The sequence below is a fragment of the Caballeronia sp. J97 genome (assembly GCF_905220305.1).
Taxonomy (GTDB): domain Bacteria; phylum Pseudomonadota; class Gammaproteobacteria; order Burkholderiales; family Burkholderiaceae; genus Caballeronia.
In genome coordinates this window covers 388,451-413,509 of record NZ_CAJMZL010000001.1, presented here as the reverse complement: position 1 = coordinate 413,509, position 25,059 = coordinate 388,451, and the positions used below count along the sequence as shown (strand labels likewise).

Annotated in this window: 17 protein-coding genes; 8 read left to right on the top strand and 9 right to left on the bottom strand. The window is 64.2% G+C overall.

Annotated features, from left to right (window positions below; translation table 11 throughout):
- Positions 1-10 precede the first annotated feature (10 nt).
- A complete protein-coding gene (gene ntrC, locus U4Y90_RS01955; RefSeq protein WP_321791654.1) occupies positions 11-1,501 on the top strand; it encodes a nitrogen regulation protein NR(I) in 1,491 nt (496 codons plus the stop codon).
- A gap of 17 nt (positions 1,502-1,518) precedes the next feature.
- Here the strand turns inward: ntrC and xth are convergent, their stop codons facing one another.
- Positions 1,519-2,301, bottom strand: a complete 783-nt coding sequence (gene xth, locus U4Y90_RS01950) for an exodeoxyribonuclease III (protein ID WP_321791653.1) — start codon at positions 2,299-2,301, stop codon at positions 1,519-1,521.
- Positions 2,302-2,633: 332 nt separating this feature from the next.
- Between xth and U4Y90_RS01945 the strand changes: the two genes are divergently transcribed.
- Entirely contained in the window at positions 2,634-3,218 is a 585-nt protein-coding gene (locus U4Y90_RS01945) for a GNAT family protein (protein ID WP_321791651.1), read from the top strand.
- Here the strand turns inward: U4Y90_RS01945 and U4Y90_RS01940 are convergent.
- Positions 3,202-4,101 carry a LysR family transcriptional regulator gene (locus tag U4Y90_RS01940; protein WP_321791649.1) on the bottom strand — a complete coding sequence of 300 codons (900 nt, stop codon included), beginning with the start codon at positions 4,099-4,101 and terminating at the stop codon, positions 3,202-3,204. The two genes, U4Y90_RS01945 and U4Y90_RS01940, sit on opposite strands and share 17 nt — an antisense overlap.
- A gap of 91 nt (positions 4,102-4,192) precedes the next feature.
- Between U4Y90_RS01940 and U4Y90_RS01935 the strand changes: the two genes are divergently transcribed.
- Entirely contained in the window at positions 4,193-5,041 is an 849-nt protein-coding gene (locus U4Y90_RS01935) for a nitrilase-related carbon-nitrogen hydrolase (RefSeq protein WP_321791647.1), read from the top strand.
- 69 nt (positions 5,042-5,110) lie between these two features.
- Positions 5,111-6,388, top strand: a complete 1,278-nt coding sequence (locus U4Y90_RS01930; RefSeq protein ID WP_321791645.1) for an amidohydrolase family protein — start codon at positions 5,111-5,113, stop codon at positions 6,386-6,388.
- A 63-nt stretch (positions 6,389-6,451) separates the two neighbouring features.
- Here the strand turns inward: U4Y90_RS01930 and U4Y90_RS01925 are convergent, their stop codons facing one another.
- From U4Y90_RS01925 to fixL, 6 genes are all read right to left on the bottom strand, one after another.
- Complete coding sequence (locus tag U4Y90_RS01925) at positions 6,452-8,563, bottom strand: M3 family metallopeptidase (protein WP_321791643.1); 2,112 nt, start codon at positions 8,561-8,563, stop codon at positions 6,452-6,454.
- 152 nt (positions 8,564-8,715) lie between these two features.
- Positions 8,716-9,570 carry a bifunctional methylenetetrahydrofolate dehydrogenase/methenyltetrahydrofolate cyclohydrolase FolD gene (gene folD / locus U4Y90_RS01920; RefSeq protein WP_321791641.1) on the bottom strand — a complete coding sequence of 285 codons (855 nt, stop codon included), beginning with the start codon at positions 9,568-9,570 and terminating at the stop codon, positions 8,716-8,718.
- Between the two features lie 205 nt (positions 9,571-9,775).
- Entirely contained in the window at positions 9,776-10,678 is a 903-nt protein-coding gene (locus tag U4Y90_RS01915; protein ID WP_321791639.1) for a DUF2950 domain-containing protein, read from the bottom strand.
- Between the two features lie 59 nt (positions 10,679-10,737).
- Entirely contained in the window at positions 10,738-12,099 is a 1,362-nt protein-coding gene (locus U4Y90_RS01910) for a DUF3300 domain-containing protein (RefSeq protein ID WP_321791637.1), read from the bottom strand.
- Between the two features lie 221 nt (positions 12,100-12,320).
- A complete protein-coding gene (gene fixJ / locus U4Y90_RS01905) occupies positions 12,321-12,956 on the bottom strand; it encodes an oxygen response regulator transcription factor FixJ (protein ID WP_014190971.1) in 636 nt (211 codons plus the stop codon).
- Positions 12,953-15,490: an oxygen sensor histidine kinase FixL gene (gene fixL / locus U4Y90_RS01900; RefSeq protein ID WP_321792554.1), complete on the bottom strand. Its 2,538-nt coding sequence runs from the start codon at positions 15,488-15,490 to the stop codon at positions 12,953-12,955. Before fixL ends, fixJ begins: the two co-directional genes overlap by 4 nt.
- A 281-nt stretch (positions 15,491-15,771) precedes the next feature.
- Here fixL and aceE point away from each other — a divergent pair, with 281 nt between their 5' ends.
- The 3 genes from aceE to lpdA all read left to right on the top strand — a co-directional run bounded on the left by aceE (position 15,772) and on the right by lpdA (position 22,315).
- Positions 15,772-18,465 carry a pyruvate dehydrogenase (acetyl-transferring), homodimeric type gene (aceE, locus tag U4Y90_RS01895; RefSeq protein WP_321791631.1) on the top strand — a complete coding sequence of 898 codons (2,694 nt, stop codon included), beginning with the start codon at positions 15,772-15,774 and terminating at the stop codon, positions 18,463-18,465.
- A 79-nt stretch (positions 18,466-18,544) separates the two neighbouring features.
- The gene (aceF, locus tag U4Y90_RS01890) at positions 18,545-20,176 is read left to right on the top strand and encodes a dihydrolipoyllysine-residue acetyltransferase (protein ID WP_321791630.1); all 1,632 of its coding nucleotides are present in this window, start codon (positions 18,545-18,547) and stop codon (positions 20,174-20,176) included.
- A gap of 75 nt (positions 20,177-20,251) precedes the next feature.
- Positions 20,252-22,315: a dihydrolipoyl dehydrogenase gene (gene lpdA, locus U4Y90_RS01885; RefSeq protein WP_321791628.1), complete on the top strand. Its 2,064-nt coding sequence runs from the start codon at positions 20,252-20,254 to the stop codon at positions 22,313-22,315.
- A gap of 150 nt (positions 22,316-22,465) precedes the next feature.
- On the opposite strand, the gene U4Y90_RS01880 is transcribed toward lpdA, so the two are convergent.
- On the bottom strand, positions 22,466-23,041 hold the full coding sequence (locus U4Y90_RS01880) for a phasin family protein (RefSeq protein ID WP_321791626.1): 576 nt from the start codon (positions 23,039-23,041) through the stop codon (positions 22,466-22,468).
- A 777-nt stretch (positions 23,042-23,818) separates the two neighbouring features.
- Between U4Y90_RS01880 and pbpG the strand changes: the two genes are divergently transcribed.
- Complete coding sequence (gene pbpG, locus U4Y90_RS01875; RefSeq protein ID WP_321791624.1) at positions 23,819-25,003, top strand: D-alanyl-D-alanine endopeptidase; 1,185 nt, start codon at positions 23,819-23,821, stop codon at positions 25,001-25,003.
- Positions 25,004-25,059 lie beyond the last annotated feature (56 nt).

The following is a 25,059-nucleotide window of genomic DNA, read 5'->3' as shown; positions in this document are numbered from 1 at the left end:
GCCGAACGATATGAAGCCGATCTGGATAGTAGACGACGACCAATCCATCCGCTGGGTGCTGGAAAAGGCGCTCGCACGAGAAAACTTCACGACGCGCAGCTTCTCCGGCGTGCGCGACGCGCTCGCCGCGCTCGAAGGAGAGAGCCCGCAAGTGCTCGTATCCGACATCCGCATGCCGGGCGGCTCCGGGCTGGAGCTATTGCAGACCGTGCGCGACCGCTTGCCGGGCTTGCCCGTCATCATCATGACGGCGTTCTCGGATCTGGACAGCGCCGTGGCCGCATTCCAGGGTGGCGCGTTCGAGTATCTCGCCAAGCCGTTCGATGTCGACAAGGCGGTGGAGCTGATCCGCCGCGCCGTCGACGAAAGCATGCGCGGCGAAGCGGCCTACGACGAGCGCGTGACGGAGACGCCCGAGATGCTCGGCCAGGCGCCCGCGATGCAGGACATGTTCCGCGCGATCGGCCGCTTGTCGCATTCGGCGGCGACCGTGCTCATCACGGGCGAATCAGGCACCGGAAAGGAGCTTGTCGCGCGCGCTTTGCACCGACATAGCCCACGCGCGAACGGACCGTTCATCGCGCTGAACACGGCGGCGATTCCGAAGGATTTGCTGGAGTCCGAACTGTTCGGCCACGAGCGCGGCGCGTTCACCGGCGCGCAGGCGATGCGCCAGGGCCGCTTCGAGCAGGCCGAGAACGGCACGCTCTTCCTCGATGAAATCGGCGACATGCCGTTCGATCTCCAGACGCGCCTCTTGCGTGTGCTGTCGGACGGGCAGTTTTATCGCGTGGGCGGCCACAATCCCTTGCGCGCGAACGTGCGCGTGATCGCGGCGACGCATCAGAATCTTGAATCGCGCGTGCGCCAGGGCTTGTTCCGCGAGGACTTGTATCACCGCCTGAATGTGATTCGCCTGCGACTGCCGGCGTTGCGCGAGCGCAGCGAGGACATTCCGCTGCTCACGCGTCACTTCTTGCAGAAGAGCGCGCGCGATCTGGGCGTCGAGCCCAAGCGCGTGTCGGACGATGCGCTCGCGTATCTCGCATCGCTTCCTTTTCCCGGCAACGTGCGTCAGTTGGAGAACCTGTGCAACTGGCTCACGGTGATGGCGCCCGCGCAGGTGATCGAGCAGAAGGATTTACCGCCCGATCTCACTGCGCGACAGGATGCCGGCGCGGACAGTCTCGCCGCATCGGCGGATGGCGCGCTCGCGCCGGCGCCGGCCGCGGTGAACGGCGCGGCTTCAGCCCCGATGACGGCCGTGCCGGCGAGCGTTGCGGCGAGCGTATGGGAAAACGGCTTGCGCACGGAAGTGGCGCGTCTCCTGCGCGAAAATTCCGCCGACGTGATGGACGAGCTCGCGCGCCGTTTCGAAGCCGCGGTGATCCGCGAGGCGCTCGATTTCACGCGCGGGCGCAAGGTGGAGGCGGCGGAGCGACTGGGCATCGGCCGCAATACGATCACGCGCAAGATCCAGGAACTGCATCTCGACGCGTGATGATCGTCGGAACGGGATCAGCCGATCGTCGCGATCACGGGCGCGTGATCCGACGGCTGATCCCACTTGCGCGGCACCCTGTCGACTTCGCATGAGGTGCAGCGCGCCGCCAGTTCCGCCGACAGCAGGATGTGGTCGATGCGCAGCCCCGCGTTGCGGCGAAACGCCAGCATCCGGTAGTCCCACCACGTGAAGAGCTTGTCGGGCTGCTCGAACTTGCGGAAGGCATCGGTCAGGCCGAGGCCGACGAGTTGCGCGAAGTGCGCGCGCTCCTCGGGCGACACGAGGTTCTGGCCTTCCCACGCTTTCGGATCGTGCACGTCGCGGTCTTCCGGCGCGATGTTGTAGTCGCCCAGTAGCGCGAGCTGCGGGTGACGCGCCATGTCCTCGCGCAGCCATTCGCGCAGCGCATCCAGCCAGCGCATCTTGTAGGCGAATTTCTCGGAACCGGGCGCCTGGCCGTTCGGAAAATAAGCCGAGACGATGCGCACGCCGTCGATCGTTGCGGCGATCACGCGCTGCTGCAGGTCCTCGAAACCGGGGATATTGCGCACGACGCTGATCTCATCCACTTCGAAGCCTGCATCGGCACGCACCAGAATGCCGACGCCGTTATACGTCTTCTGTCCCGCGAACCAGCTTTTGTAGCCGGCGGCTTCGAGCTCGGCGCGGGGGAATTTCTCGTCGGGAAGCTTCAGTTCCTGAAGACACAGCACGTCGACGCCCGACAGCGCGAGCCAGTCGATGACGTGTTGCTGGCGGACTTTGAGGGAGTTGACGTTCCAGGTGGCGATTTTCATGAATCCCTGTCTTCTGCGTAGAGCGCGGCCGTGCGCCGAAGGCTCGATTCTATAGGAGCGGCGGTTGCTCGCGGAGCGGTCCGGGCGTAACGCTGTCGTTCCTGTCGATCGCCGCGTTCGATTTCGTCTCCGTGACGGGCACGCAATATCTGCTCACTTTCGTCGTGATGCTGCTGACCTCGCTCACGAGGACGTGCGCCTCTGCTTCACGCTGCCGGCCAGCGCGGCGCAGCCCGACACGTTGCCGCCCGACGAGGATGCCGATCCGAAGCCGGCCGCGCCGCGAACAAGCGATTTATGATGTCGTCTCACGACCAACCCGCAAACAATCGATGAGTCAACCGACCTTGAACGGCCAGCGCGTGCAGCTTCGTCCGCTGCGGCGCGAGGACCGCGCCGCCCTGCTCGATGCCGCCGCCGACGGCGAGCTCTGGAACCTGAGCGTGACGGTCGTTCCCGATGAAAGCACGATCGACCGCTATATCGGCACCGCGCTCGCGGGTCTCGATGCGGGAACGGTCATGCCGTTCGTGATCGTGCAGGCCGGCGACGGGCGCGTCGTCGGCAGCACGCGCTACTGGAAGATCGATCGCGCGAACCGCAAGCTCGAGATCGGCCATACGTGGCTCGCGGCATCGACGCAGCGCACGGGCATCAACACGGAAGCGAAGTACCTGTTGCTCTCGCACGCGTTCGAAGCGATGCACTGCGTGCGCGTGCAGTTCACCACCGACGAGCTCAACGAGAAATCGCGTGCGGCGATACTCGGCATCGGCGCGAAACAGGAAGGCATCGTGCGGCATGAGCGCATCATGCCCGATGGCCGCAAACGCAACTCAGTGCGCTTTTCGATCATCGACGACGAATGGCCCGCCGTCAAAGCGATGTTGCTGGCGAAGCTCACGCGCTCGTCGTAGCGCGCGCCTTTAGCTCTTTCACGCGCGCTTTCATGAAAGCGACGAAGCGATGCGTTACCGTGTCGTCGCGCTCGCGTTGCCATGCGAGGCCCACGCGCCATCGCGCGGGCCGATCGCGCAGGGTCAGCACGCGCGCATCGCGCAGCAGGTATTGCGCGCGCGATGGCAGGAACGCCGCGCCCACGCCGCCCGCCACCGAGGCGAGCACCGATTGAATATCGTCCGCTTCCTGGATCACGCGCGGCACGAAGTCATGCGCGGCGCACCAGCGGTCGATCTGCGCGGCGAGCCCCGGCCCGCGCGTGCGCGACAGCGCAATGAACCCCGGTTCGTTCAGCTCGTTCAGATCCGCTGGCAAACGCTTGTGGCGCGTGTGCTCGGGCACGGCGAGCGCGAGCGTTTCATCGAGCACGGTGAAGCCCGACAGCCCCGCGCTCGCGGGCATGCGCATGAATCCCACATCGAGCTTGTTCGCGAGGATGCGGCGCGTCTGCTCGTGCGACGAGAGATCGTGCAGCGTGATGTTCACGCGCGGATTGAGCGCGCCGAATTCCGCGATCAGTCTGGGCACATGCGTGAGCGTCGACAGGCACAACCCGACGCGCAAGAATCCGCGCGCGCCGCTCGCGGCTTCGCGTGCGCGGGCAAGCACGGCATCGGCGTCGCGCACGAGCGATTGCGCGTCGTCGATGAAGTTTGCGCCGAACGACGTCAGGTCAGCGCCGTGACGGCCGCGTTCGAAGAGGCGCGCGCCGAGACTTGCTTCGAGCGACGCGATCTGTTTGCTGAGCGCCGGCTGGCTCAAATGCAGCGCCTCGGCGGCGCGGCCGAAATGCCGCAACTCGGCGATCGTGAGAAAGGCGCGCAGGAGTTTCAATTCCATTTGGCGATCGAAATGGTCAAAACATTCATTTTACTTATCGATGTGCGAGCGCTTCAATGAGGTCGTCTACTCGTTCTCGTGGGAGCCGCGCTTGGATGCCACTTCGTTTCGCGTCGCCGTGATCGCGCTTGAATCGCGGCACGGCGATGCTTCCTTTAACTGCTCGCGTATCGCCGAAAAGCTCGCCCGGACCGCCCGGCAGGGCGTGCAACTCGCGCTGTTTCCGCAGTCGAGCATCAGCGGACCGGACGAGGTCTCGCGCGCGGAGCCGTTCGACGGACCGTCGATTCGCGCAATCGCCGCCGCCGTCGACGAGACCGGCGTCGCCGCGGGCGTCGGCTGGATCGAGCGGACGGCGGACGGCAGGCTCTACGACAGCTTCGCGATCTGCTTTCCGGGCGGTGCGCGCGTGCGTCATCGCAAGCTGCATGCGACGCATCGCGGGTTGAACAGCGGCAACTGCTTCACCGTGTTCGATGCGCTTCAGGGCGTGCGCATCGGCATTCTGATCGGCGAAGACAATGACGTCGTCGAGAACGTGCGGATGACGGCGCTCATGGGCGCGACACTGCTCGTCGCACCGATGTGCGGCGATCGTTCCCATCGCGTGCCGCTTGCCGCGCGCGCTGCCGACAACGGCATCTATATCGCCTGCAGCCATGCGTCGAGCGATCAGGCGCTGATCGCCGGTCCTGACGGGCGCGTGCTGGCGCGCCACGCGACTGCGCAAGACGGCGTCATCGTCGCGGATGTCGAGCCGTCGCGGGTCGAAGCCAGCATCGGGCATCAGGCGCGGGCGGCGCGTCGTCCCGATCTCTACGGGCCGCTCGCACGTGAGGGCGAGGTCTGTCCGCTCGCGCCTGAAACAGAACGTGCGACGCCGCGCGGTTCGCTGCCGCTCAGTTTCGCGGTTGTCGGCCGTCATCGCGTGATGCGTTGAATCGCGCCTGCGCAGGGCGTTTATGTCCCGATACAATCGGACGAACAGCCCGGGACGGAGGTTTCGCACATGGATTTGATCATTCGCCGCGCGGCGCTCGTGGACTCGCGCGAACTCGTCGATATCGGCATGGAAGCGGGGCGCATCGCCGCCATCGAGCCGCATCTTCCGGCAACCGCGCGCGAGGAAATCGACGCTGACGGCGCGCTCGTTACCGCGCCTTTCGTCGATGCGCATTTCCACATGGACGCGACGCTTTCCTACGGCCTGCCGCGCGTGAACGCGTCGGGGACGCTGCTCGAAGGCATCGCGTTGTGGGGCGAGCTGAAACCCGAACTCACGCAGGAGGCGCTCGTCGAGCGCGCGCTGCAGTATTGCGACTGGGCTGTCGCGCGCGGGCTGCTCGCAATCCGTTCCCACGTCGATGTGTGCGATCCGCGCCTGCTGGCCGTGGAAGCGCTCGTCGAAGTGAAACGGCGCGTGAAACCGTATCTCGACCTGCAACTCGTCGCGTTTCCGCAGGACGGCGTGTTGCGCAGCGCGGGCGCGTTCGACAACCTGAAGCGCGCGATCGCGATGGGCGTCGATGTCGTCGGCGGCATTCCGCACTTCGAACGTACGATGGCGGACGGCGCGGCATCGGTGAAGCTGTTGTGCGAATACGCGGCGGAGCAGGGCTTGCGCGTGGACATGCACTGCGACGAATCCGACGATCCGATGTCGCGCCACATCGAAACGCTCGCGGCGGAAACACATCGGCTCGGCTTGCATGGACGCGTGACCGGCTCGCATCTCACGTCGATGCATTCGATGGACAACTACTACGTCAGCAAGCTCATTCCGCTGATGCGCGAAGCGGGCGTTTCCGCGATCGCGAATCCGCTCATCAACATCACGCTGCAAGGACGGTCGGATACCTATCCGAAGCGGCGCGGCATGACGCGCGTGCCGGAACTGATGGCGGCCGGCATTACCGTCGCGTTCGGTCACGATTGCGTGATGGACCCGTGGTACAGCCTCGGCTCCGGCGACATGCTGGAGGTCGCGCACATGGGGCTGCACGTCGCGCAGATGACGGGCGTCGACGCGATGCGCGCGTGCTTCGATGCGGTCACGAAAAATCCCGCGCGCATCCTCGGGCTCGAAGCCTACGGCATCGAAGTCGGATGCAATGCGGATTGCGTCGTGCTCGATGCGCGCGATCCGATCGAGGCGATTCGACTGCGCGCGGCGCGCACGGCGGTCGTCCGGCGCGGGAAGGTCGTGAGCCGAAGCCCCGCGGTGCGCGCGACGCTCGCGCTGGAAGGGCGGCCATCGGAAGTCGATTTCAGGATCGACAGGCGATAAAAAACCCCGGTCTTCGCGGACCGGGGTTTTCGCAGGGAACGGCTGAAAGCGGCTCGCGGCAGCTCAGTGCAGCGTTTGCCCCGACATGCCGTTATGACGCAGCAACGCGTCGATGTTCGGTTCGCGGCCGCGGAACGCCTTGAACGAATCCATCGCCGGGCGGCTGCCGCCCACTTCGAGAATCTCGCGGCGATAGCGCGTGCCCGTCGTCGCGTCGAGCACGGAGCCGTTGCCGGCTTTCGCGGCTTCCTCGAACGCGGCGTAGGCATCGGCGGACAGGACTTCGGCCCACTTGTAGCTGTAGTAGCCCGCCGCATAACCGCCCGCGAAGATATGGCTGAACGTGTTCGGCCAGCGCGAGAACGGCGCCTGCGGGATCACGTGAAACTTCTCGTTGATCGCGCGGGCGACATCGTTCACGTTCTGCGCCGCATTGGCCGGATCGTAGGATGTGTGCAGCACCATGTCGAACATCGAGAAGACGATCTGGCGCAACGTGCCGAGGCCGCTCTGGAAGTTCTTCGCGGCGAGCATCTTGTCGAACAGCTCGCGCGGCAGCGGCGCGCCGGTTTCGACGTGCGCGGACATGTCCGTCAGCACGTCCCACTCCCAGCAGAAGTTCTCCATGAACTGCGACGGCAGCTCGACCGCATCCCACTCCACGCCGTTGATGCCCGACACGCCCAGCTCGTCGATGCGCGTCAGCATGTGATGCAGGCCGTGCCCGAATTCGTGGAACAGCGTGATGACTTCATCGTGCGTGAAGCACGCGGGCTTGCCGCCCACCGGTGCCGAGAAATTACACGTGAGATACGCGACCGGCGTTTGCACGCCGCCTTGCGTGCGCTTGTGACGCGAGCGGGCGTCGTCCATCCATGCGCCGCCGCGCTTGCCCTCGCGTGCGTAGAGATCGAGATAGAACTGCGCGACGAGCGTGCCGTCCTTGTTCTCGACGCGGAAGAAGCGCACGTCCGGATTCCACACGGCGGCTTCGTCGCGGCGGATCGACACGTTGAAGAGTGTTTCGGTGACCTTGAACAGGCCCTTCAGCACGGCTTCCTGCGGGAAGTACTGCTTCACTTCGTTTTCCGAGAACGAATAGCGCTTCTGACGCAGCTTTTCCGCCGCATACGCGATGTCCCACGGCTGAAGCTCGGGCATGCCGAGCTCGGTCGCGGCGAACGCGCGCAGTTCCATCCAGTCGTTTTCGGCGTACGGACGCGCACGAGTCGCGAGATCTTCGAGGAACGCGATGACTTGCGCGGGCGATTCGGCCATTTTCGGCGCGAGCGAGACTTCCGCGAAGTTCCGATAGCCGAGCGTCTTTGCTTCTTCCTCGCGCAGCTTCAGATGCTCGACGACGTTCGCCGTGTTGTCCCATTCGGACTTGCCGCCGCCGTAGGTTTCGCCGAGTTCGGACGCGCGCGTGACATAGGCGCGATACATCGCCTCACGCATCGGACGATGCTCGGAATACTGCAGCACGGGGAAATACGACGGGAAATGCAGCGTGAACTTCCAGCCGTCCTTGCCATCGCGTTGCGCGGCTTCGCGGGCCGCTTCGATCACGTCGTCGGGCAGGCCGGCGAGGTCGCTTTTCTGCGTGACGACATACGCGTAGGCGTTGGTGGAATCGAGGACGTGATCGGAGAACGCCTTGGACAGCGCTGCCTGTTCTTCCTGCAACTGCGCGAAGCGCGGCTTGCGGTCTTCGGGCAGTTCGGCGCCCGAGAGACGGAAATCGCGCAGCGAGTTTTCGAGAATCTTCTTGCGTTCAGCCGACAACCCGGCGAATTCGGTTCCGGCGGCGATCGCCTTGTACTTCTCGTAGAGCGCGAGATTCTGACCGACGCTCGCGGAAAATTCCGTGACGCGCGGCAGATTTTCGGCGTGCGCGGCGCGCAGTTCGGGGGTATCGGCAACGGCGTTCAGATGGCCGACGATACCCCACGCGCGCGACAATTTCTCCGACTCCAGTTCGACCGCCTCGACGACGTCTTTCCACGTCGCGGGCGTGTCCGGCGCGCTCGCGCGGTCGACGGCGGCTTTCGCATTCGCGAGCAGCACGTCGAGCGCGGGCGTGACGTGCGAAGGCTGAATCTCGCCGAAACGCGGAAGATCGGAGAAATCGAGCAGCGGATTTGCCGCTGCCGTGGTGGACGTGGTATCGCTCATGGCTCTCCCGTGCTGGTGTTGGGTAAAGCGCGGGCGGGGAGTGTCGCACCCCGGCGCCCCGCGCCCGCTCTCTTCGAGATTATTGGGGCGGGCGGGGCAAATTCCAATCGATTGTTTTTAAGGGGCTGATTAAACCTGGCCCGCGCCGGTCTTTACGCTTGCGCCGTGCGCTCGGCCGCCTCGATCGTGTTGACGAGCAGCATCGTGATGGTCATCGGGCCGACGCCGCCCGGCACCGGCGTGATGTAGCCGGCCACTTCCTTCACGCCCGCGAAATCGACGTCGCCGCACAGCTTGCCTTCGTCGTTGCGGTTCATGCCGACGTCGATGACCGTCGCGCCCGGCTTCACCATGTCGGCGGTGAGGATGTTGCGGCGGCCGACCGCGGCGACGATCACGTCGGCATCGCGCGTGTGCTTCGCGAGGTCGCGCGTCTTGCTATGGCAGATGGTCACGGTCGCGCCGGCTTCGAGCAGGAGGAGCGCCATCGGCTTGCCGACGATGTTCGAGCGGCCGATCACCACCGCGTTCGCGCCTTTCAGGTCGATGTCGTGCGCCTGGAACATTTTCATCACGCCGTAGGGCGTGCACGGGCGAAAGAGCGGCTTGCCGGTCATGAGCGCGCCCGCATTGGCGACGTGAAAGCCGTCGACGTCCTTTTCCGGCGCGATCGCCTCGATGACCTTGTGGCTGTCGATGTGCGCGGGCAGCGGCAGTTGCACGAGAATGCCGTGAATTGACGGATCGGCGTTGAGCTTCGCGATGTGCGCGAGCAGTTCGTTTTCGGCGAGCGTCGCGGGGAAGCGGTCCATCACCGAGTGCAGGCCGTTATCCTGGCACGCCTTCACCTTGTTGCGCACGTAGACCTCGCTCGCGGGATTCTCGCCGACGAGCACCACGGCCAGGCCGGGCTTGTGGCCACGGGCGGCGAGGGCGGCGGCGCGCCGGGCGACATCGGCGCGAAGGGTCTTGGAAAGGGCGTTGCCGTCGATGAGTTGGGCGGTCATGGCGAATCGAATCGAGGATGGGCGGGTTCGCGCGAGGGCGTGAAGCCGACGCCATGCCCGCCGCTTTCGTGCGGCGGCGGTGCGCGGCGCTCGCGCAGGTTGCGGGGCGCGTTTTTAGCCGATGCGCGGCAAATGCGCCCTTGGGAAGGGCGAAATTATACCGCCGGGTGCCATCGCACGTTGCGCCGCGCCATCCTCGGGACGCTCAGGGCGTTACCGCCTGCCACGAGGCGTCCGGGTTGAACGACTTGATCGCCGCGGCCGCGCTCGCGGAGGCCGGGCCGAGGTCCTTCTCGTAGATCTGCCCGTCCTGATTGACGATGAAGGTCATCACGCCGGTCTGGCCGTAATGCGCGGGCGTCGCGATGAGACCGAAGCCCTGCGTCAACCGCCCGTCCTGAAGGTAGTTCTTCGCGCCGCCTTGCGCGTGCGAGCCTTGCGCCGTCAGGATGCGATAGTGATAGCCATAGTAGCCGTCCTTGTCGGTGGGCTTGTTCGGCATCGTCGCGGCAAGCGGGCCGAGCGGGCTGTCCGGCTCGCCCGGCGCGGTCTCCCAGTAGAGGCCGTCGTGCTTGCCGGGCGTGCTGACGAAACGGTCGGCGTAGCGGTCCGCTGTCTTGTGATAGTCGTTCTGCGCGGCGATGTACGCGAGCGCGACCTGGATCGCCGAACGTTCGTTGCGGCCGATGCGCCTCGTCAGCACTTCGTCGCGCGCGGCGCGCATGTCGAAGCGCCAGCCGTTCGCGACCTTTATGAGCGGAATCGGCAGCGTCCAGCCGTCGTTGCCCGCTTCGACATACGCGGCAGGATGACCATCGACCGGTTGCGCATTTTCGACAATGCGATGCTGCTGCGCCCAGGCGCCGAGATACGCGTAAATATCCTCCTCGCCGATGCTGCCAGCAGGCACGTAACGGCCGTGGTCCTTGCCGAGGACCTTGGCGATCGCGGTTTCGTCGTTGATCGCGATCGCGTCGGTGAGCGCCTGCGCCGCGGCTTCGGCGCTCGGGTACACGGCCTGTGCGTGCGCGAGCGTTGCGCCGAGCACGAGCGACGCAGCCGCGAGTGCGCACAGCACAGGCTTCTTCGATGAGGCGAATGTTTTCATGTCGGGCTCCTGATTCTGGCGTTCGCCGCGTCCGCGGCGTCTGACGATGGACTGGATCATCAACGGCGATGACCTCCGCCGCCGCCCCGTTGGAACCCGCCTCCGCCGCCACCGTGCTGGAATCCGCCGCCGCCGCCTCCGCCGCCGCCGCCGCCGTGCTGGAATCCTCCGCCACCCTGACGCTGAACGCCGCCGCCTGCCGCACCGGCGCGATTCTGCGACTGATTGGCGAACGACTGCCGGCTGGCCTGTCCGCGCTGCATGTCCTGCCGCGCGCCGTTGCCGTCGCCCGCGCCGCGCAGCGCGTTATCGCGATTCACGTCCTGCGAACGCTGACGCAGATCGCTCGTGTCGCGTGCGTTCGGGCCGCCTTCCTTGCGGATGTTCTGCACGCGCTGGCTCGCCGGCTGATTAAGGTTTTGCCCGGTGCGCTGCTGCAGCGTCTGCGCCGCTTGCGAGCGCGCGTCTTCACGGCCCCGGAACTGGTTGGCGTTCGCGCCGCGATTCGCGTTGTTCAACGTGTTTTGCCGGTTCGCGACATTGGTGCGGTTGAACTGCGGATCGTTGCGGTTCCAGCGCACGTTGTTGCTGTTCGCGTTGATGCGGTTGTTCACGTTGATGTTGTTATAGCGATTGACGTTGACGTTCACGTCGCCGCGGCCCCAGTCGCAATTGCCCCACAGCGAATTCGCGACCGCGACGCCCGCGCCGAACGCAAGGCCGCCGACGAACGCCGACGCCATCGCATAGCCCGGAGGCGGCGGCACGTAGACGGGCGGATAGGCCGGATAGGGCCACGTCCCGTAGACGACCGTCGGGTTGTAAGTCGGCACATAGACCACTTGCGGATTGGCCGGCTCGATCTGGATCGTCGTCGTGCTGCTGCTCGGCGCCTGCTGCACGACGACCTTCTGCTGCTCGTTCGTCTTCAGGTTGCCCGCGCTTTGCGCCGCGCGCCGCAGACGCTGAACGGAGTCCATCACATCGCTCGGCTGCGCGATGAAGGCGTTGCCGAGCTGCGTCACCCAGTCGATCTTGGAGGCCATCGTCGCGAGCGCCTGCGGGAACGCGACGAGCGACTGCACGCTCGGATCCCACGGCTCGGATTGCACGGCTTTCACCGCATCGTCGCCCTTGACGTTCGGATTCGCCTTCGACCAGGCGGCCGCGTCGGTGATTTGCGACGGATACGTCGACGCCATCAGCGCCTGCGCGAGCAGCGCATCGGGATAGAGCGCGATCGGCGCGGTCAGGGCATCGAGTTGCTGGTTCGTGAGCTTCTGGCCGGCCGGCGCGGTGTCCTGCGCTTGCGCATCGCCGGAATGCGCCGCGAGAAGCGGCATCGTGGCGAGCGTGGCGGCGAGTACGATCGCTCTCAGTGTGCCGACACGCGAATCAATGACACGAATTCGTTTCGACATCGAGTCCCCCCGTACAAGACGTTGCATGAATCGTCGCGCCAGCCTGCCCGAAGCGAGGAAATCGGGTAGCGAGCCGGCGTGATTCAGCCAATATCACTTTTCCTTTCGGCAGACAACGGGACTTTCAGGAGATGGGGACGCGGACGCATTCGCGAAGGAGCACGCCGGCAAAGGCGCGGCCGGCATGACGATGCCGGCCGCAAAGGGGAGAGACGCAGCCGTTACTGCTGCGGCTTGTTCGACAGCGCGAGGCGCAGCAGATCGGCGACGGTGTTCACGGAGAGCTTCTCCATGATGTTCGCGCGATGCGCTTCCACCGTCTTGATGCTGATGCCGAGATCGTCGGCGATCTGCTTGTTCAGACGTCCCGCGATGATGCGTTCGAGCACCTGATGCTCGCGCGCCGTCAGCTTGCCGAGGCGCTCGGCCGCCGCGCGCTGCTGCTGCACGCTGGTGCTTTCGCTGCGCGCCTTCTCGAGCATGCGCTCGACGAGCTTGCGCAGCTCGGCTTCGTCGAACGGCTTTTCGATGAAGTCCATCGCGCCTTTCTTCATGGTCGAGACGGCCATCGGCACGTCGCCGTGACCCGTCACGAAGATGATAGGCAGCAGCGAGTTTTCGGCGATGAGCTTCTCCTGCAGTTCGAGGCCCGTCATGCCGGCCATGCGCACGTCGAGAATCAGGCAGGAGATCGCGCCGGAATGCGAGATCGGCAAATAGACGTCGAGGAACGATTCCGCGCTGGAGAAACACTGAACGCGGTATCCGTTTGCTTCGAGCAGCCAGCGCAAGGAATCACGCACGGCTTCGTCATCGTCGACGACGAAGACGGTTTCCTGAGTGGTGACTGTGCTCATAGTTCTCCCGTAACTGTTTGTTGTCTCGTATGTTCGTCCTGCGCATCCGTGCCGCCCGCGCCCGGGGACGATCCTTCCACTTCGCCGATCGGCAGGCTGCAATGGAAGGTTGCGCCGGTCACGTGGCCGTCCGCTTCGACGTTGTTGACCACCCAGAGGCGTCCACGATGCGACTCGATGATCGAGCGGCAGATGTTCAGCCCCATGCCCATGCCGTCCGACTTGGTGCTGTAGAACGGCTCGAAAAGGCGCTCGGCGGTTGCTTCGTCCACGCCCGGACCCTGATCGACCACGCTGATGCACACGAAGCCGCCGTCCATGCGCTGGACGACTACGCGTATCACCGGATCGACGGCGTTTGGTTTCGCATCATGCATCGCTTCGGCCGCGTTTTTCAACAAGTTGACCAACACTTGTTCGATCAGGACCGGATCGACGTAGATCACCGGCATCCGCGAGCGGATTTCGGTGACGATGCGGATCTTGCGTTTGCGCGCCTCGATCTCGGCGAGACCGACCGCGTCCGCGACGATATCCGCGACGCGCGCGGCCTGGCGCTTGGGCTCGCTGCGCTTCACGAACTCGCGTATGCGCTTGATGATCATGCCCGCGCGGACCGCCTGCTGCGCGGTCTTTTCCAGCACGGGAAGCAGAGTCTCCTGCGTCATGCGGCCGGATTTCACCAGCGCGACGCAGCCCGAGCAATAGTTGTTGATCGCGGCGAGCGGCTGATTCAGTTCGTGCGCGAGCGATGAGGCCATTTCGCCCATCGTCATCAGTCGGCTCGTGAACTGGAGCTTCTCTTCCTGCTGATGCGCGAGCTCCTGCGCCTGCTTGCGCTGCGTGATGTCGGTCGCGATCTGCATCTGCGCGAGATGGCCGTCGACCCATTGAATGTACTGGCGACGCACCTCGAACCACTTCTGGATGCCCTCGACGTAGACCTCTTGCGCGTCCGCCGAGCTTTCTGTGAGCGCGGTGGCGGGCAAGCCGGCGTATGTGTCGACCAGGTCGATGTCGTCGGACGAACTCTGTGAGCCGCCGTCGAACGCGGCGCCGGCGAGCTCCAGATGCCCGTCCGGACGGATGCCGAACAGGTGCCGGTAATAGCGGTTGGCGAAGAGCAGTTCGGCTTCGTCGGCGGCGAGCACGGAGACCGCGGCGTCGAGGCTTTCGAGGACCGTCGTGAAGCGCTCGTGCGCGGCGGCGAGCTCCTCGCGCGCGCGCTTGGGTTCGGTGATGTCCGTCATCGACGACATCCAGCCCGTCTGACGGCCCGAACTGTCGATCAGCGGCGAAACGTAGAGCCGCGCGTGGAAGAACGAACCGTCCTTGCGGCGCACGCGCAATTCGAATCCGGAAGAGGGCGCCTTGCCGCGCAGCGTCATGTCGAGCTGGCGCTGCATTTCGGGATACGCATCGCGCGGCCAGTACGGGAACGGCGCGTTCTTGCCGACGAGATCGCTTTCGTCCCAGCCCGTCATGCGGCAGAACGCCGGATTCACGTGCGTGATGCGGCCGTGCATGTCGAGCACGCGCATGCCGATCAGCACGGAGTTTTCCATCGCGCGGCGAAAGAATGCTTCGGCGTAGAGCGCCTGTTGCGCCTCGAAGCGCTGGCGCGTGTGCTTCCACAGACTCCAGAGACTCCACAGCACGAAGCACGACAAACCGGCGACCAACCATACCAGCGTGTTGTTGGTGAAGTTCGTGAGCTGCGGATACGAATACACGCGCACCGACAAGCCTTGGCCGGGCGGGTCGAGCGGGAGATCGTAGAACATGTCGCGCGGCAGGCGCGGGCGGCTCGAGGTGGTCGCGAGCTCGCGGTTGTTCAGATCCGTGATGGAAATCTTGTACTTCGCCGACAATTCGCTGGGAATGTCGTGCTTCAGGATGCCTTCGATCGAAAACACCGCCGCGATCGAGCCGAGGAACTCGCGGTCGCGGAACACCGGCGTCTGCAGCGTGATATAGCCGTTGCCGAGGTCGTCGTAGAGCAACGGCGAGTAGACTTGGCGGCGGGTGGTGCGCGCTTCGTCGAACGCGGCCTGCACGGCCTCGTCCATCTGTGTTTCGTTCGGTTTTGCGAGCCGCGATCCGAGCACGGGCAGCGGCGTATTCGGCCAGCGCGGCTTATGCTCGCTCGTGTACCAGTTCATGTAGAGGATCTCGGGATGCCCCTGCATGATGTCGGTGGATGCGGTCTGGAAGTTCTGCGGGTCGCCGTGGCCGCTCGCGATGTCGCGTGAGAGCGCTTGAATCTGCTCCTGCGCACCGGTCATCGACAGGCGGATTTGCTGCTGCGCCCACGCGACATTCCGGTAGAGCGTGTCTTCCTGCTGCTGTTGCTCGCGCCGGTTCAGGCTCCAGAGAATGAGGCTCATCACGACCAGGAAGACCAGGATCGAAATGAGCGGCGTCAGTAAATAGGAGTTCGACCACCACGGTCCGTGGTGCCAGCGAGAGGGCGAGGCGTCGGTCGGCTTGCGCGCGGACCTCGCCGAGCGTTTGATCAGCCGTTCGGTCAACATGGATGCGATTGTAACGCAGCACCTGATTGTTAATTGGCGTAAAAAGACGGTAAAGATGGCTCGATTGCGGGAAAAGGAGGAGAAACATCTGAACAAAAAAGTCTTATCGGACGGTGCGTTGCAGCAATTTTTCGCATGGTGAGATTAACTCTCATGATTTGAAAAATTCCTTGCGTCATGGTCTGGACCCTCTTTAGAATTGCCGGCACGCGGCCAGTGCCCGCCTTCGATCGGGCGTGCGCCGGCGGTTCTCAGAGTGTTCCTCACATCAGGAGACGAGCATGTCCGCTGTACCCGACGAAGTTCTCAAATATGTCGCCAACGCCAAGGACGACGATCCTCAGGAAACCGCCGAGTGGCTCGACGCGCTCGACGGCGTGATTTCCGCGGTCGGTCCTGATCGCGCGCACTACCTGATCGAGAAACAGATCGAATTCGCTCGCGTGCATGGCGAGCACCTGCCGTTCTCGGCGAACACGCCGTACATCAACACGATCCCCGTGGCTTCGCAGGCCAAGATTCCGGGGGATCAGGACATCGAACACCGGATCCGCTCGTACACCCGCTGGAACGCCATCGCGATGGTGCTGCGCGCGGGCAAGGACACCAACGTCGGCGGTCACATCGCTTCGTTCGCATCGGCCGCGACGCTCTACGACGTCGGCTTCAATCACTTCTGGCACGCGCCCTCGAAGGATCACGGCGGCGACCTCGTGTTCGTGCAGGGTCACTCGTCGCCGGGCGTCTACTCCCGCGCGTTCCTGCTCGGCCGCCTGACCGAGAAGCAACTGAACAACTTCCGCCAGGAAGTGGGCGGCGAGGGCATCTCGTCGTATCCGCATCCGTGGCTGATGCCGGACTTCTGGCAATTCCCGACCGTGTCGATGGGCCTCGGCCCGATCATGGCCATCTACCAGGCGCGCTTCATGAAGTACATGGCCGCGCGCGGCATGGCGAAGACCGAAGGCCGCAAGGTCTGGGCGTTCCTCGGCGACGGCGAAACGGACGAGCCGGAATCGCTCGGCGCGATCGGCATGGCCGGCCGCGAGCGTCTGGACAACCTCGTGTTCGTCATCAACTGCAACCTGCAGCGCCTGGACGGTCCGGTGCGCGGCAACGGCAAGATCATCCAGGAACTCGAAAGCGAATTCCGCGGCGCGGGCTGGAACGTCATCAAGGTGATCTGGGGTAGCCGCTGGGATGCGCTGTTCGCACGCGACAAGACCGGCGCGCTGATGCGCCGCATGATGGAAGTCGTCGACGGCGAATACCAGACGTACAAATCGGAGTCGGGCGCGTTCGTGCGCGAGCACTTCTTCAACACGCCGGAACTGAAGGCGCTGGTGTCCGACTGGTCCGACGAGGACATCTGGAACCTGAACCGCGGCGGCCACGATCCGCACAAGATCTACGCGGCTTTCGACGCAGCGACCAAGACGAAGGGCGCGCCGACCGTCATCCTCGCCAAGACCATCAAGGGCTATGGCATGGGCGAGCACGGCCAGGCGATGAACATCACGCACCAGCAGAAGAAGCTGCCGATCGACACGCTGAAGAAATTCCGCGACCAGTTCCGCCTGCCGCTGACCGACGAGCAGATCGCCGACGTGCCGTACCTCACGTTCGAAGAAGGCTCGAAGGAACTCGAGTACATGCGTCAGAAGCGCATGGATCTGGGCGGCTATCTGCCGACGCGCCGCGAGAAGGCGGAGTCGCTGCCGGTGCCGGCGCTGTCCGCATTCGAGCCGTTGCTCAAGGGCACGGGCGAGGGCCGCGAAATCTCCACGACGATGGCGTTCGTGCGGATTCTGAACATCCTGCTGAAGGACAAGGCGCTCGGCAAGCGCGTCGTGCCGATCGTCCCGGACGAGTCGCGCACGTTCGGCATGGAGGGCCTCTTCCGCCAGATCGGCATCTGGAATCAGGAAGGCCAGAAGTACGTGCCGGAAGACTCCGACCAGCTCATGTTCTACAAGGAATCGGAGACCGGTCAGATCCTGCAGGAAGGCATCAACGAAGCAGGTGGCATGTGTGACTGGATCGCGGCCGCGACGTCGTACTCGACGCACGGCGAGATCATGATCCCGTTCTACATCTTCTACTCGATGTTCGGCTTCCAGCGCATCGGCGATCTCGCGTGGGCCGCGGGCGACATGCGTTCGCGCGGCTTCCTGCTCGGCGGCACGGCAGGGCGCACGACGCTCAACGGCGAAGGCCTGCAGCACGAAGACGGTCACTCGCTCCTGTGGGCGGCATCGATCCCGAACTGCGTGAGCTACGACCCGACGTTCGGCTACGAACTCGCCGTCATCATGCAGGACGGTCTGCGCCGCATGGTCGCGGAGCAGGAGGACGTGTACTACTACATCACGGTGATGAACGAGAACTACGAGCATCCGGCGATCCCGCAAGGCGACGCCGTTGCCGCGGACATCATCAAGGGCATGTACGCGTTCAAAAAGGCCGACGCCGCCGGTAAGGCCCACGTCCAGCTGATGGGCGCAGGCACGATCTTCAATGAAGTGATCGCCGCAGCCGAGCTGCTGAAGAACGACTGGGGCGTGAGCGCCGATCTCTGGAGCGTGCCGAGCTTCACCGAGCTGGCCCGCGACGGCCAGGCGTGCGAGCGCTGGAACCTGCTGCATCCGACGGAAGAGAAGCGCCTGCCGCATGTCACGGCGCTGCTCAAGGACGCGAAGGGCCCGGTGATCGCATCGACGGACTACATCCGCGCGCTCGTCGATCAGATCCGCGGCTATGTGCCGAACAAGTTCGTGGTGCTCGGCACCGACGGCTACGGCCGCTCGGACACGCGCGAAGCGCTGCGCCACTTCTTCGAAGTCGACCGCTACTGGGTGACGCTGGCTGCGCTGAACGCGCTGGCCGACGAAGGCACGATCGAGCGCAAGGTCGTCGCCGAGGCGATCAAGAAGTACAACCTCGACCCGTCCAAACCCAACCCGATGACCGTCTAAAGGCATCGCCCCCGAGTGTTGTGACGCGGCCTCTTTCCGAAGCGGAAGGAGGCCCGCGTGCAACCAGGAGACACTAATAATGAGTCAAGCGATCGAAGTCAAAGTGCCGGACATCGGCGATTTCAAGGACATCCCCGTGATCGAAGTGCTGGTCAAGGTGGGTGATACGGTCGAACCCGAGCAGTCGCTCGTCACGCTCGAATCCGACAAGGCCACGATGGACGTGCCGAGCTCGGCAGCGGGCACCGTGAAGGAAGTAAAGGTCAAGGTCGGCGATAACGTGTCGGAAGGTTCGCTCATCGTCGTGCTGGAAGGCGGCGGCGCTGCCGCCGCGCCAGCGCCCGCGGCTGCCCCCGCGCCGGCTCCGGCTCCGGCTGCCGCGCCGGCCGCGAGCGGCGGCGGCACCGTCGACGTGAAGGTGCCGGACATCGGCGACTTCAAGGACATTCCGGTCATCGAGATCGCGGTGAAGGTCGGCGACAAGGTCGAGAAGGAGCAGTCGCTCGTCACGCTCGAATCCGACAAGGCGACGATGGACGTCCCGAGCCCCGCGTCGGGCACGGTCAAGGAGCTGAAGGTCAAGATCGGCGACACGGTCTCCGAAGGCTCGCTGATCCTCGTGCTGGAAGGCGGCGCAGGCGGCGCGGCCGCACCGGCGCCTTCGCCCGCTCCCGCGGCGCAGAAGGAAGTGCCGTCGGATGCGCCCGCGAAGCCCGCGCCCGCGCCGAAGGAAGCGCCGTCCGCGCTCGCGCAAGCGCCCGTGATGCCCGCCGGCGACGGCACGCGCACGTCGAGCCATGCGTCGCCGTCGGTGCGCAAGTTCGCGCGCGAACTGGGCGTCGACGTGTCGCGCGTGCGCGGCACCGGTCCGAAGAACCGCATCACGCAAGGCGACATCACCGCATTCGTGAAGGGCGTCATGTCGGGTCAGGGCGCGGCGCCGGCGGCGGCCGCACCGGCTGGCGGTGGCGGCGGCGAGCTGGGACTGCTGCCGTGGCCGAAGATCGACTTCACGAAGTTCGGTCCGGTCGATCCGAAGCCGCTGTCGCGCATCAAGAAGATCTCGGGCGCGAATCTGCATCGCAACTGGGTGATGATCCCGCACGTCACGAACAACGACGAAGCCGACATCACCGAGCTGGAAGAGCTGCGCGTGAAGCTGAACAAGGAGCACGAGAAGGCGGGCGTGAAGTTCACGATGCTCGCGTTCGTCATCAAGGCCGTGGTGTCGGCGCTCAAGAAGTTCCCGGACTTCAACGCGAGCCTCGACGGCGACAACCTGGTGTTCAAGAAGTACTACCACATCGGTTTCGCGGCCGATACGCCGAACGGTCTCGTCGTCCCCGTCATCCGCGATGCGGACAAGAAGGGCCTCGTCGATATCGCGAAGGAAATGGCGGAACTGTCGAAGCTCGCGCGCGACGGCAAGCTCAAGCCCGACCAGATGCAGGGCGGCTGCTTCTCGATCTCGTCGCTGGGCGGCATCGGTGGCACGCACTTCACGCCGATCATCAACGCGCCCGAAGTCGCGATCCTCGGCCTGTCGCGCGGCTATCAGAAGCCCGTCTGGGACGGCAAGCAGTTCGTGCCGCGCCTCACGCTGCCGATGTCGCTGTCGTATGACCATCGCGTCATCGACGGTGCGGCCGCTGCGCGCTTCAACGCCTATCTGTCGGCGATCCTGGGCGATTTCCGTCGCGTCATTCTCTGATCTTCCGATCCGGCCGACGGCGGAACCTCGGGGCCCGGCCCTGAGGTTCCATCCGCATATCTCTTAGGGGACAACATGAGTCTCGTCGAACTAAAAGTACCCGACATCGGCGACTTCTCCGATGTCGATGTCATCGAAGTCAATATCAAACCCGGCGACGTCATCGAAAAGGAACAGGGCGTCATCACGCTCGAAACCGACAAGGCCACGATGGAAGTGCCCGCCGATGTCGCCGGCACCATCAAGGAAGTGAAGGTCAAGCAAGGCGACAAGGTCAGCCAGGGTTCGGTCATCGCGATGGTCGAGTCCGCGGGCGCGGGCGCCGCCGCGGCTCCGGCCGCCGCACCGGCTCCGGCCGCGGCGCCCACGCCCGCCCCGGCGGCCGGCGGCGGTGGCGTGCAGGAGGTGAAGGTGCCGGATATCGGCGACTTCAAGGACATTCCGATCATCGAAGTGCACGTGAAGCCGGGCGATACGGTCGAGAAGGAGCAGTCGCTCATCACGCTCGAATCCGACAAGGCCACGATGGACGTGCCGTCGCCCGCGGCGGGCACGGTGAAGGAAGTGAAGGTGAAGGTCGGAGACAACGTGTCGGAAGGCACGCTGGTTCTGACGCTCGAAGGCGGCGCTGGCGCTGCTGCCGCTGCGCCTCAGAAGGCCGCGCCCGCTCCCGCGCCTGCCGCAGCCCCGACGCCCGCGCCGCAAGCGGGCAGCTATTCGGGCGCGGCGGATGTCGAATGCGACATGCTCGTGCTCGGCGCCGGTCCCGGCGGCTATTCGGCGGCGTTCCGTTCCGCCGACCTCGGCATGAAGACCGTGCTCGTCGAACGCTATTCGACCTTGGGCGGCGTGTGTCTGAACGTCGGCTGTATTCCGTCGAAGGCGTTGCTGCACACGGCGCTCGTCATCGACGAAGCGGCCGAGCTCGCGGCGCACGGCATCAGCTTCGGCGAGCCGAAGGTCGATCTCGACAAGCTGCGCGGCTTCAAGGAAGGCGTCGTCAAGAAGCTGACCGGCGGCCTCGCCGGCATGGCGAAGGCGCGCAAGGTGCAAGTGGTCACGGGCGTCGGCAGCTTCGTCGATCCGAACCATATGGAAGTGAACGGCCCGGACGGCAAGAAGGTCGTCAAGTTCAAGCAGGCGATCATCGCGGCGGGTTCGCAGTCGGTGAAACTGCCGTTCTTCCCGGACGATCCGCGCGTGGTCGACTCGACCGGCGCGCTGGAACTGCGTCAGCTTCCGAAGCGCATGCTCGTGGTGGGCGGCGGCATCATCGGCCTGGAAATGGCGACGGTTTACTCGACGCTCGGCGCGGACATCGACGTCGTCGAAATGCTCGACGGACTGATGCTCGGCGCCGACCGCGATCTCGTGAAGGTCTGGGAGAAGTTCAATTCCAAGCGCTTCACGAACGTGATGCTCAAGACCAAGACGACCAAGGCCGAGGCCAAGGAAGACGGCATCTACGTGACCTTCGAGGGCGAGAAGGCGCCGGCCGAGCCGCAACGCTACGACCTCGTGCTGCTCGCGGTCGGCCGCAGCCCGAACGGCGGCAAGATCGGCGCGGACAAGGCGGGCGTCGCGGTGACGGATCGCGGCTTCATCAACGTCGACAAGCAGATGCGCACCAACGTGCCGCACATCTTCGCGATCGGCGATCTCGTCGGCCAGCCGATGCTCGCGCACAAGGCCGTGCACGAAGGCCACGTCGCGGCGGAAGCGGCGCACGGCGAGAAGGCGTATTTCGACGCGCTGCAGATCCCGTCCGTCGCCTACACGGATCCGGAAGTGGCGTGGGCGGGCAAGACGGAAGACCAGTGCAAGGCCGAGGGCATCAAATACGGCCGTGCAGTGTTTCCGTGGGCCGCGTCGGGCCGCGCGATCGCCAACGGTCGCGATGAAGGCTTCACCAAGCTCATCTTCGATGAAGAGACGCATCGCGTGATCGGCGGCGGCATCGTCGGTCTGAATGCGGGCGATCTGATCAGCGAAGTGTGTCTCGCGATCGAGATGGGCGCGGATGCGACCGACATCGGCAAGACGATCCACCCGCACCCGACGCTCGGCGAATCGGTCGGCATGGCCGCCGAGTTGTACGAAGGCGTGTGCACGGACTTGCCGCCGCAGCGCAAGAAGTAAGCGTTCGCGGTTTCCGAAGCACAAAGGCGCGCTCCTTCACCGGAGCGCGCCTTTTTTATGTGCTGCGTTCAAACGACAAAAAACCCGGCGCGATGGCCGGGTTCTTCGTGATTCGTGCTGCATCGACCGGACAGAAGTCCGGCGGCAAACTTACGCAACCGACTTCTTGGCGACGCGGGTAGCTTGCTCGGTCGCTTGCGTAGCAGCCTTCGTTGCGGCCGTTGCGGCAGCGTTGAAGTTGCTTTCAGCGATTTCGACAGCTTGCTTCGTTGCCTTGTGAACCGTTTCGTACGTCGTGTTCGCGGCGGTGATGGCCGACTTCATCACGGCGACGGCCGTTTCCGAACCAGCCGGTGCGTTCTTCGCGACGTTGTCGACGAGCGTTTGCACCTTGCGGTTTTGCTCTTCGTACTGCGCTTCTGCGACGCGGGCGAATTCGGCTTGCGTGGCCGATGCGATTTCGTACAGGTGACGGCCGTACGACAGCACCTTTTCAGCGACCGGCTGCGTCAGGCTGGCTTGCAGCGCGAGCAGTTCTTGCGCGTCCTTCACCGACAGCGCGCGCTGTGCGTTTTCCTGGCTTTCGGCCAGCGTGGACTTCACGACTTGCAGGTTCAGTTCGACAAGCTTTTCGACGCCTTCGAATGCCTTGTTCGTGAGACCGAACAGCGTGTCGAAGTTGGCTTTTTGTGCAGCGGCGATTTGCTCGGGGGTCAACAGCGTCATCTCAGGCTCCTGATGGCCGACCCATCAAACGCGGGTCGTGGTTTGGGTAGATCCGGCGCGATGAACCTTGCCGGCTAGGTGCAACTGCGATTGGTGCGTCGCAACATGAGGCCCATTTTAAAGATATTCCGATGGATGTCAAGCACTTTTTGTGCGCCGCACAATCGGGCGAAATCGTATGTTAAACAACAACTTACTTGGCATCGACGAGCATCGGAAAGGGCTCCGTGAAAACCCTGTGCACCCAAGCTGGGCACCGTTTTCAGGACAGGCCGACGCGCGACGATGAGTCGGATGAAATCACACTTCGATGAAGCTTTGATGTTGCGTCCCAAGGGGGCGGAGCGCTCTGCGGCGTCGCAAAAACAAGAGTCATCTTAAGTTTGTCCTATTTTTAGGATGTCGCCGTACACCAATTTGTTGAAGAAACGTTAACATTTCGGCTGTCCGATCTTCCGTGCCGACGTGCGCGACATCCGACCTAGCCCGTCTCTCGATTCGAAGCTCTGCGTTTTGTCCGTTCTGGCCTTCACGTTTGCCTAAAGTCGTGGAAAGTTTTGCCGATAGCGCGTTGGTCATCGTGTAGAAAAGCGCGCTTTTGGCAGCACTGTTCCGCCGGGATGATCGTTTTTTCCGATCGAGGCGCGCTGTTACTCAGCAATACGCAATCACGGCTTACAACTCAGTTTAACGAGTGCCGATAAGTGCTTAATATTGCTTAAATTTCGTAGCTTCACTACACTTGGCGGTACCCTCCAGCCGCCCAACAGAACACTAATGAAAACCGAAATGTTTTCGTCGTTGAAGGTGGTGCATGGCGTGGCAGTGCGCTCGGCATTGTCCATCGCTGTCTCCATCGCAGTAGCGACGTCCTTCGCAGCGGCTCCGGCTGAAGCCCTTGCAAAGACCGCCACCGAAACCAAGACCGTCAAGAAATCCAGCGCCAAGGCCGAAAAGTCCGCACGCGTGGCGAAAACCACGCTCAAGGCGCCGAAGCCCGCGAAGGCGGCGAAGGTCGCCGCCGCCGATGACGACGATGACGCGCCCCGCGCGTCGCGCAAGCGTCGTGTGTCGTATCGCATGGAGCCGCATGCGCGCCGCGCTGGCGTGCACGCTGTCGCGTTCCAGCCTCGTGCGACTTCGGTCGGACAGGCGTTCGGCTTGCACGACACGCCCGACAGCCTTGCGCTGCGTTCGAGCGTCGCGTATGTGGTCGACCAGAACACGTCTGAGACGCTCTTCGACAAGAACTCGCGCGCCGTCGTGCCGATCGCGTCAATCACCAAGCTGATGACGGCGATGGTCGTGCTCGATTCGCACATGCCGCTCACGGATGAAATCAGCGTCACCGACGAAGACCGCGACTACGAGAAGTTCACCGGCTCGCGCCTCGCGGTCGGCTCGGTGCTGAATCGTGAGGACATGCTGCATATCGCGCTGATGGCCTCGGAAAATCGCGCGGCAGCCGCATTGTCGCGCTATTACCCGGGCGGCCGTCCGGCCTTCATCGCTGCGATGAATGCGAAGGCGAAGTCGCTCGGCATGGTCGACACGCACTTCGAAAACTCGACTGGCCTGACGAGCCAGAATGTGTCGAGCGCGCGCGACCTCGTGAAGATGGTCAACGCGGCGTATCAATATCCGCTGATCCGCAAGTTCTCGACCGACCGCAGCTACGACGTTTTCACCGGCAAGCGCAATCTGGCCTACAACAGCACGAACGCGCTGATCCGCAATGCATCGTGGGATATCGGCTTGCAGAAGACGGGTTTCATCAACGAAGCAGGCGAATGCCTCGTGATGCAGGCGAACGTGAATGGCCGTCCGGTCGTGATCGTGCTGCTCGACTCGTACGGCAAGTATTCGCGCTTCGCCGATGCAGGCCGCCTGCGCTCGTTTCTCGATACGCTCGGCGAGCCGCATATCATGAGCGCGGACATGGGTAGCGGCGCGAATCCCTGAGCGCCCGTAGTTCGTTCCCGCAAAAGCAAAACGGGATTCGTCGAAAGACGAATCCC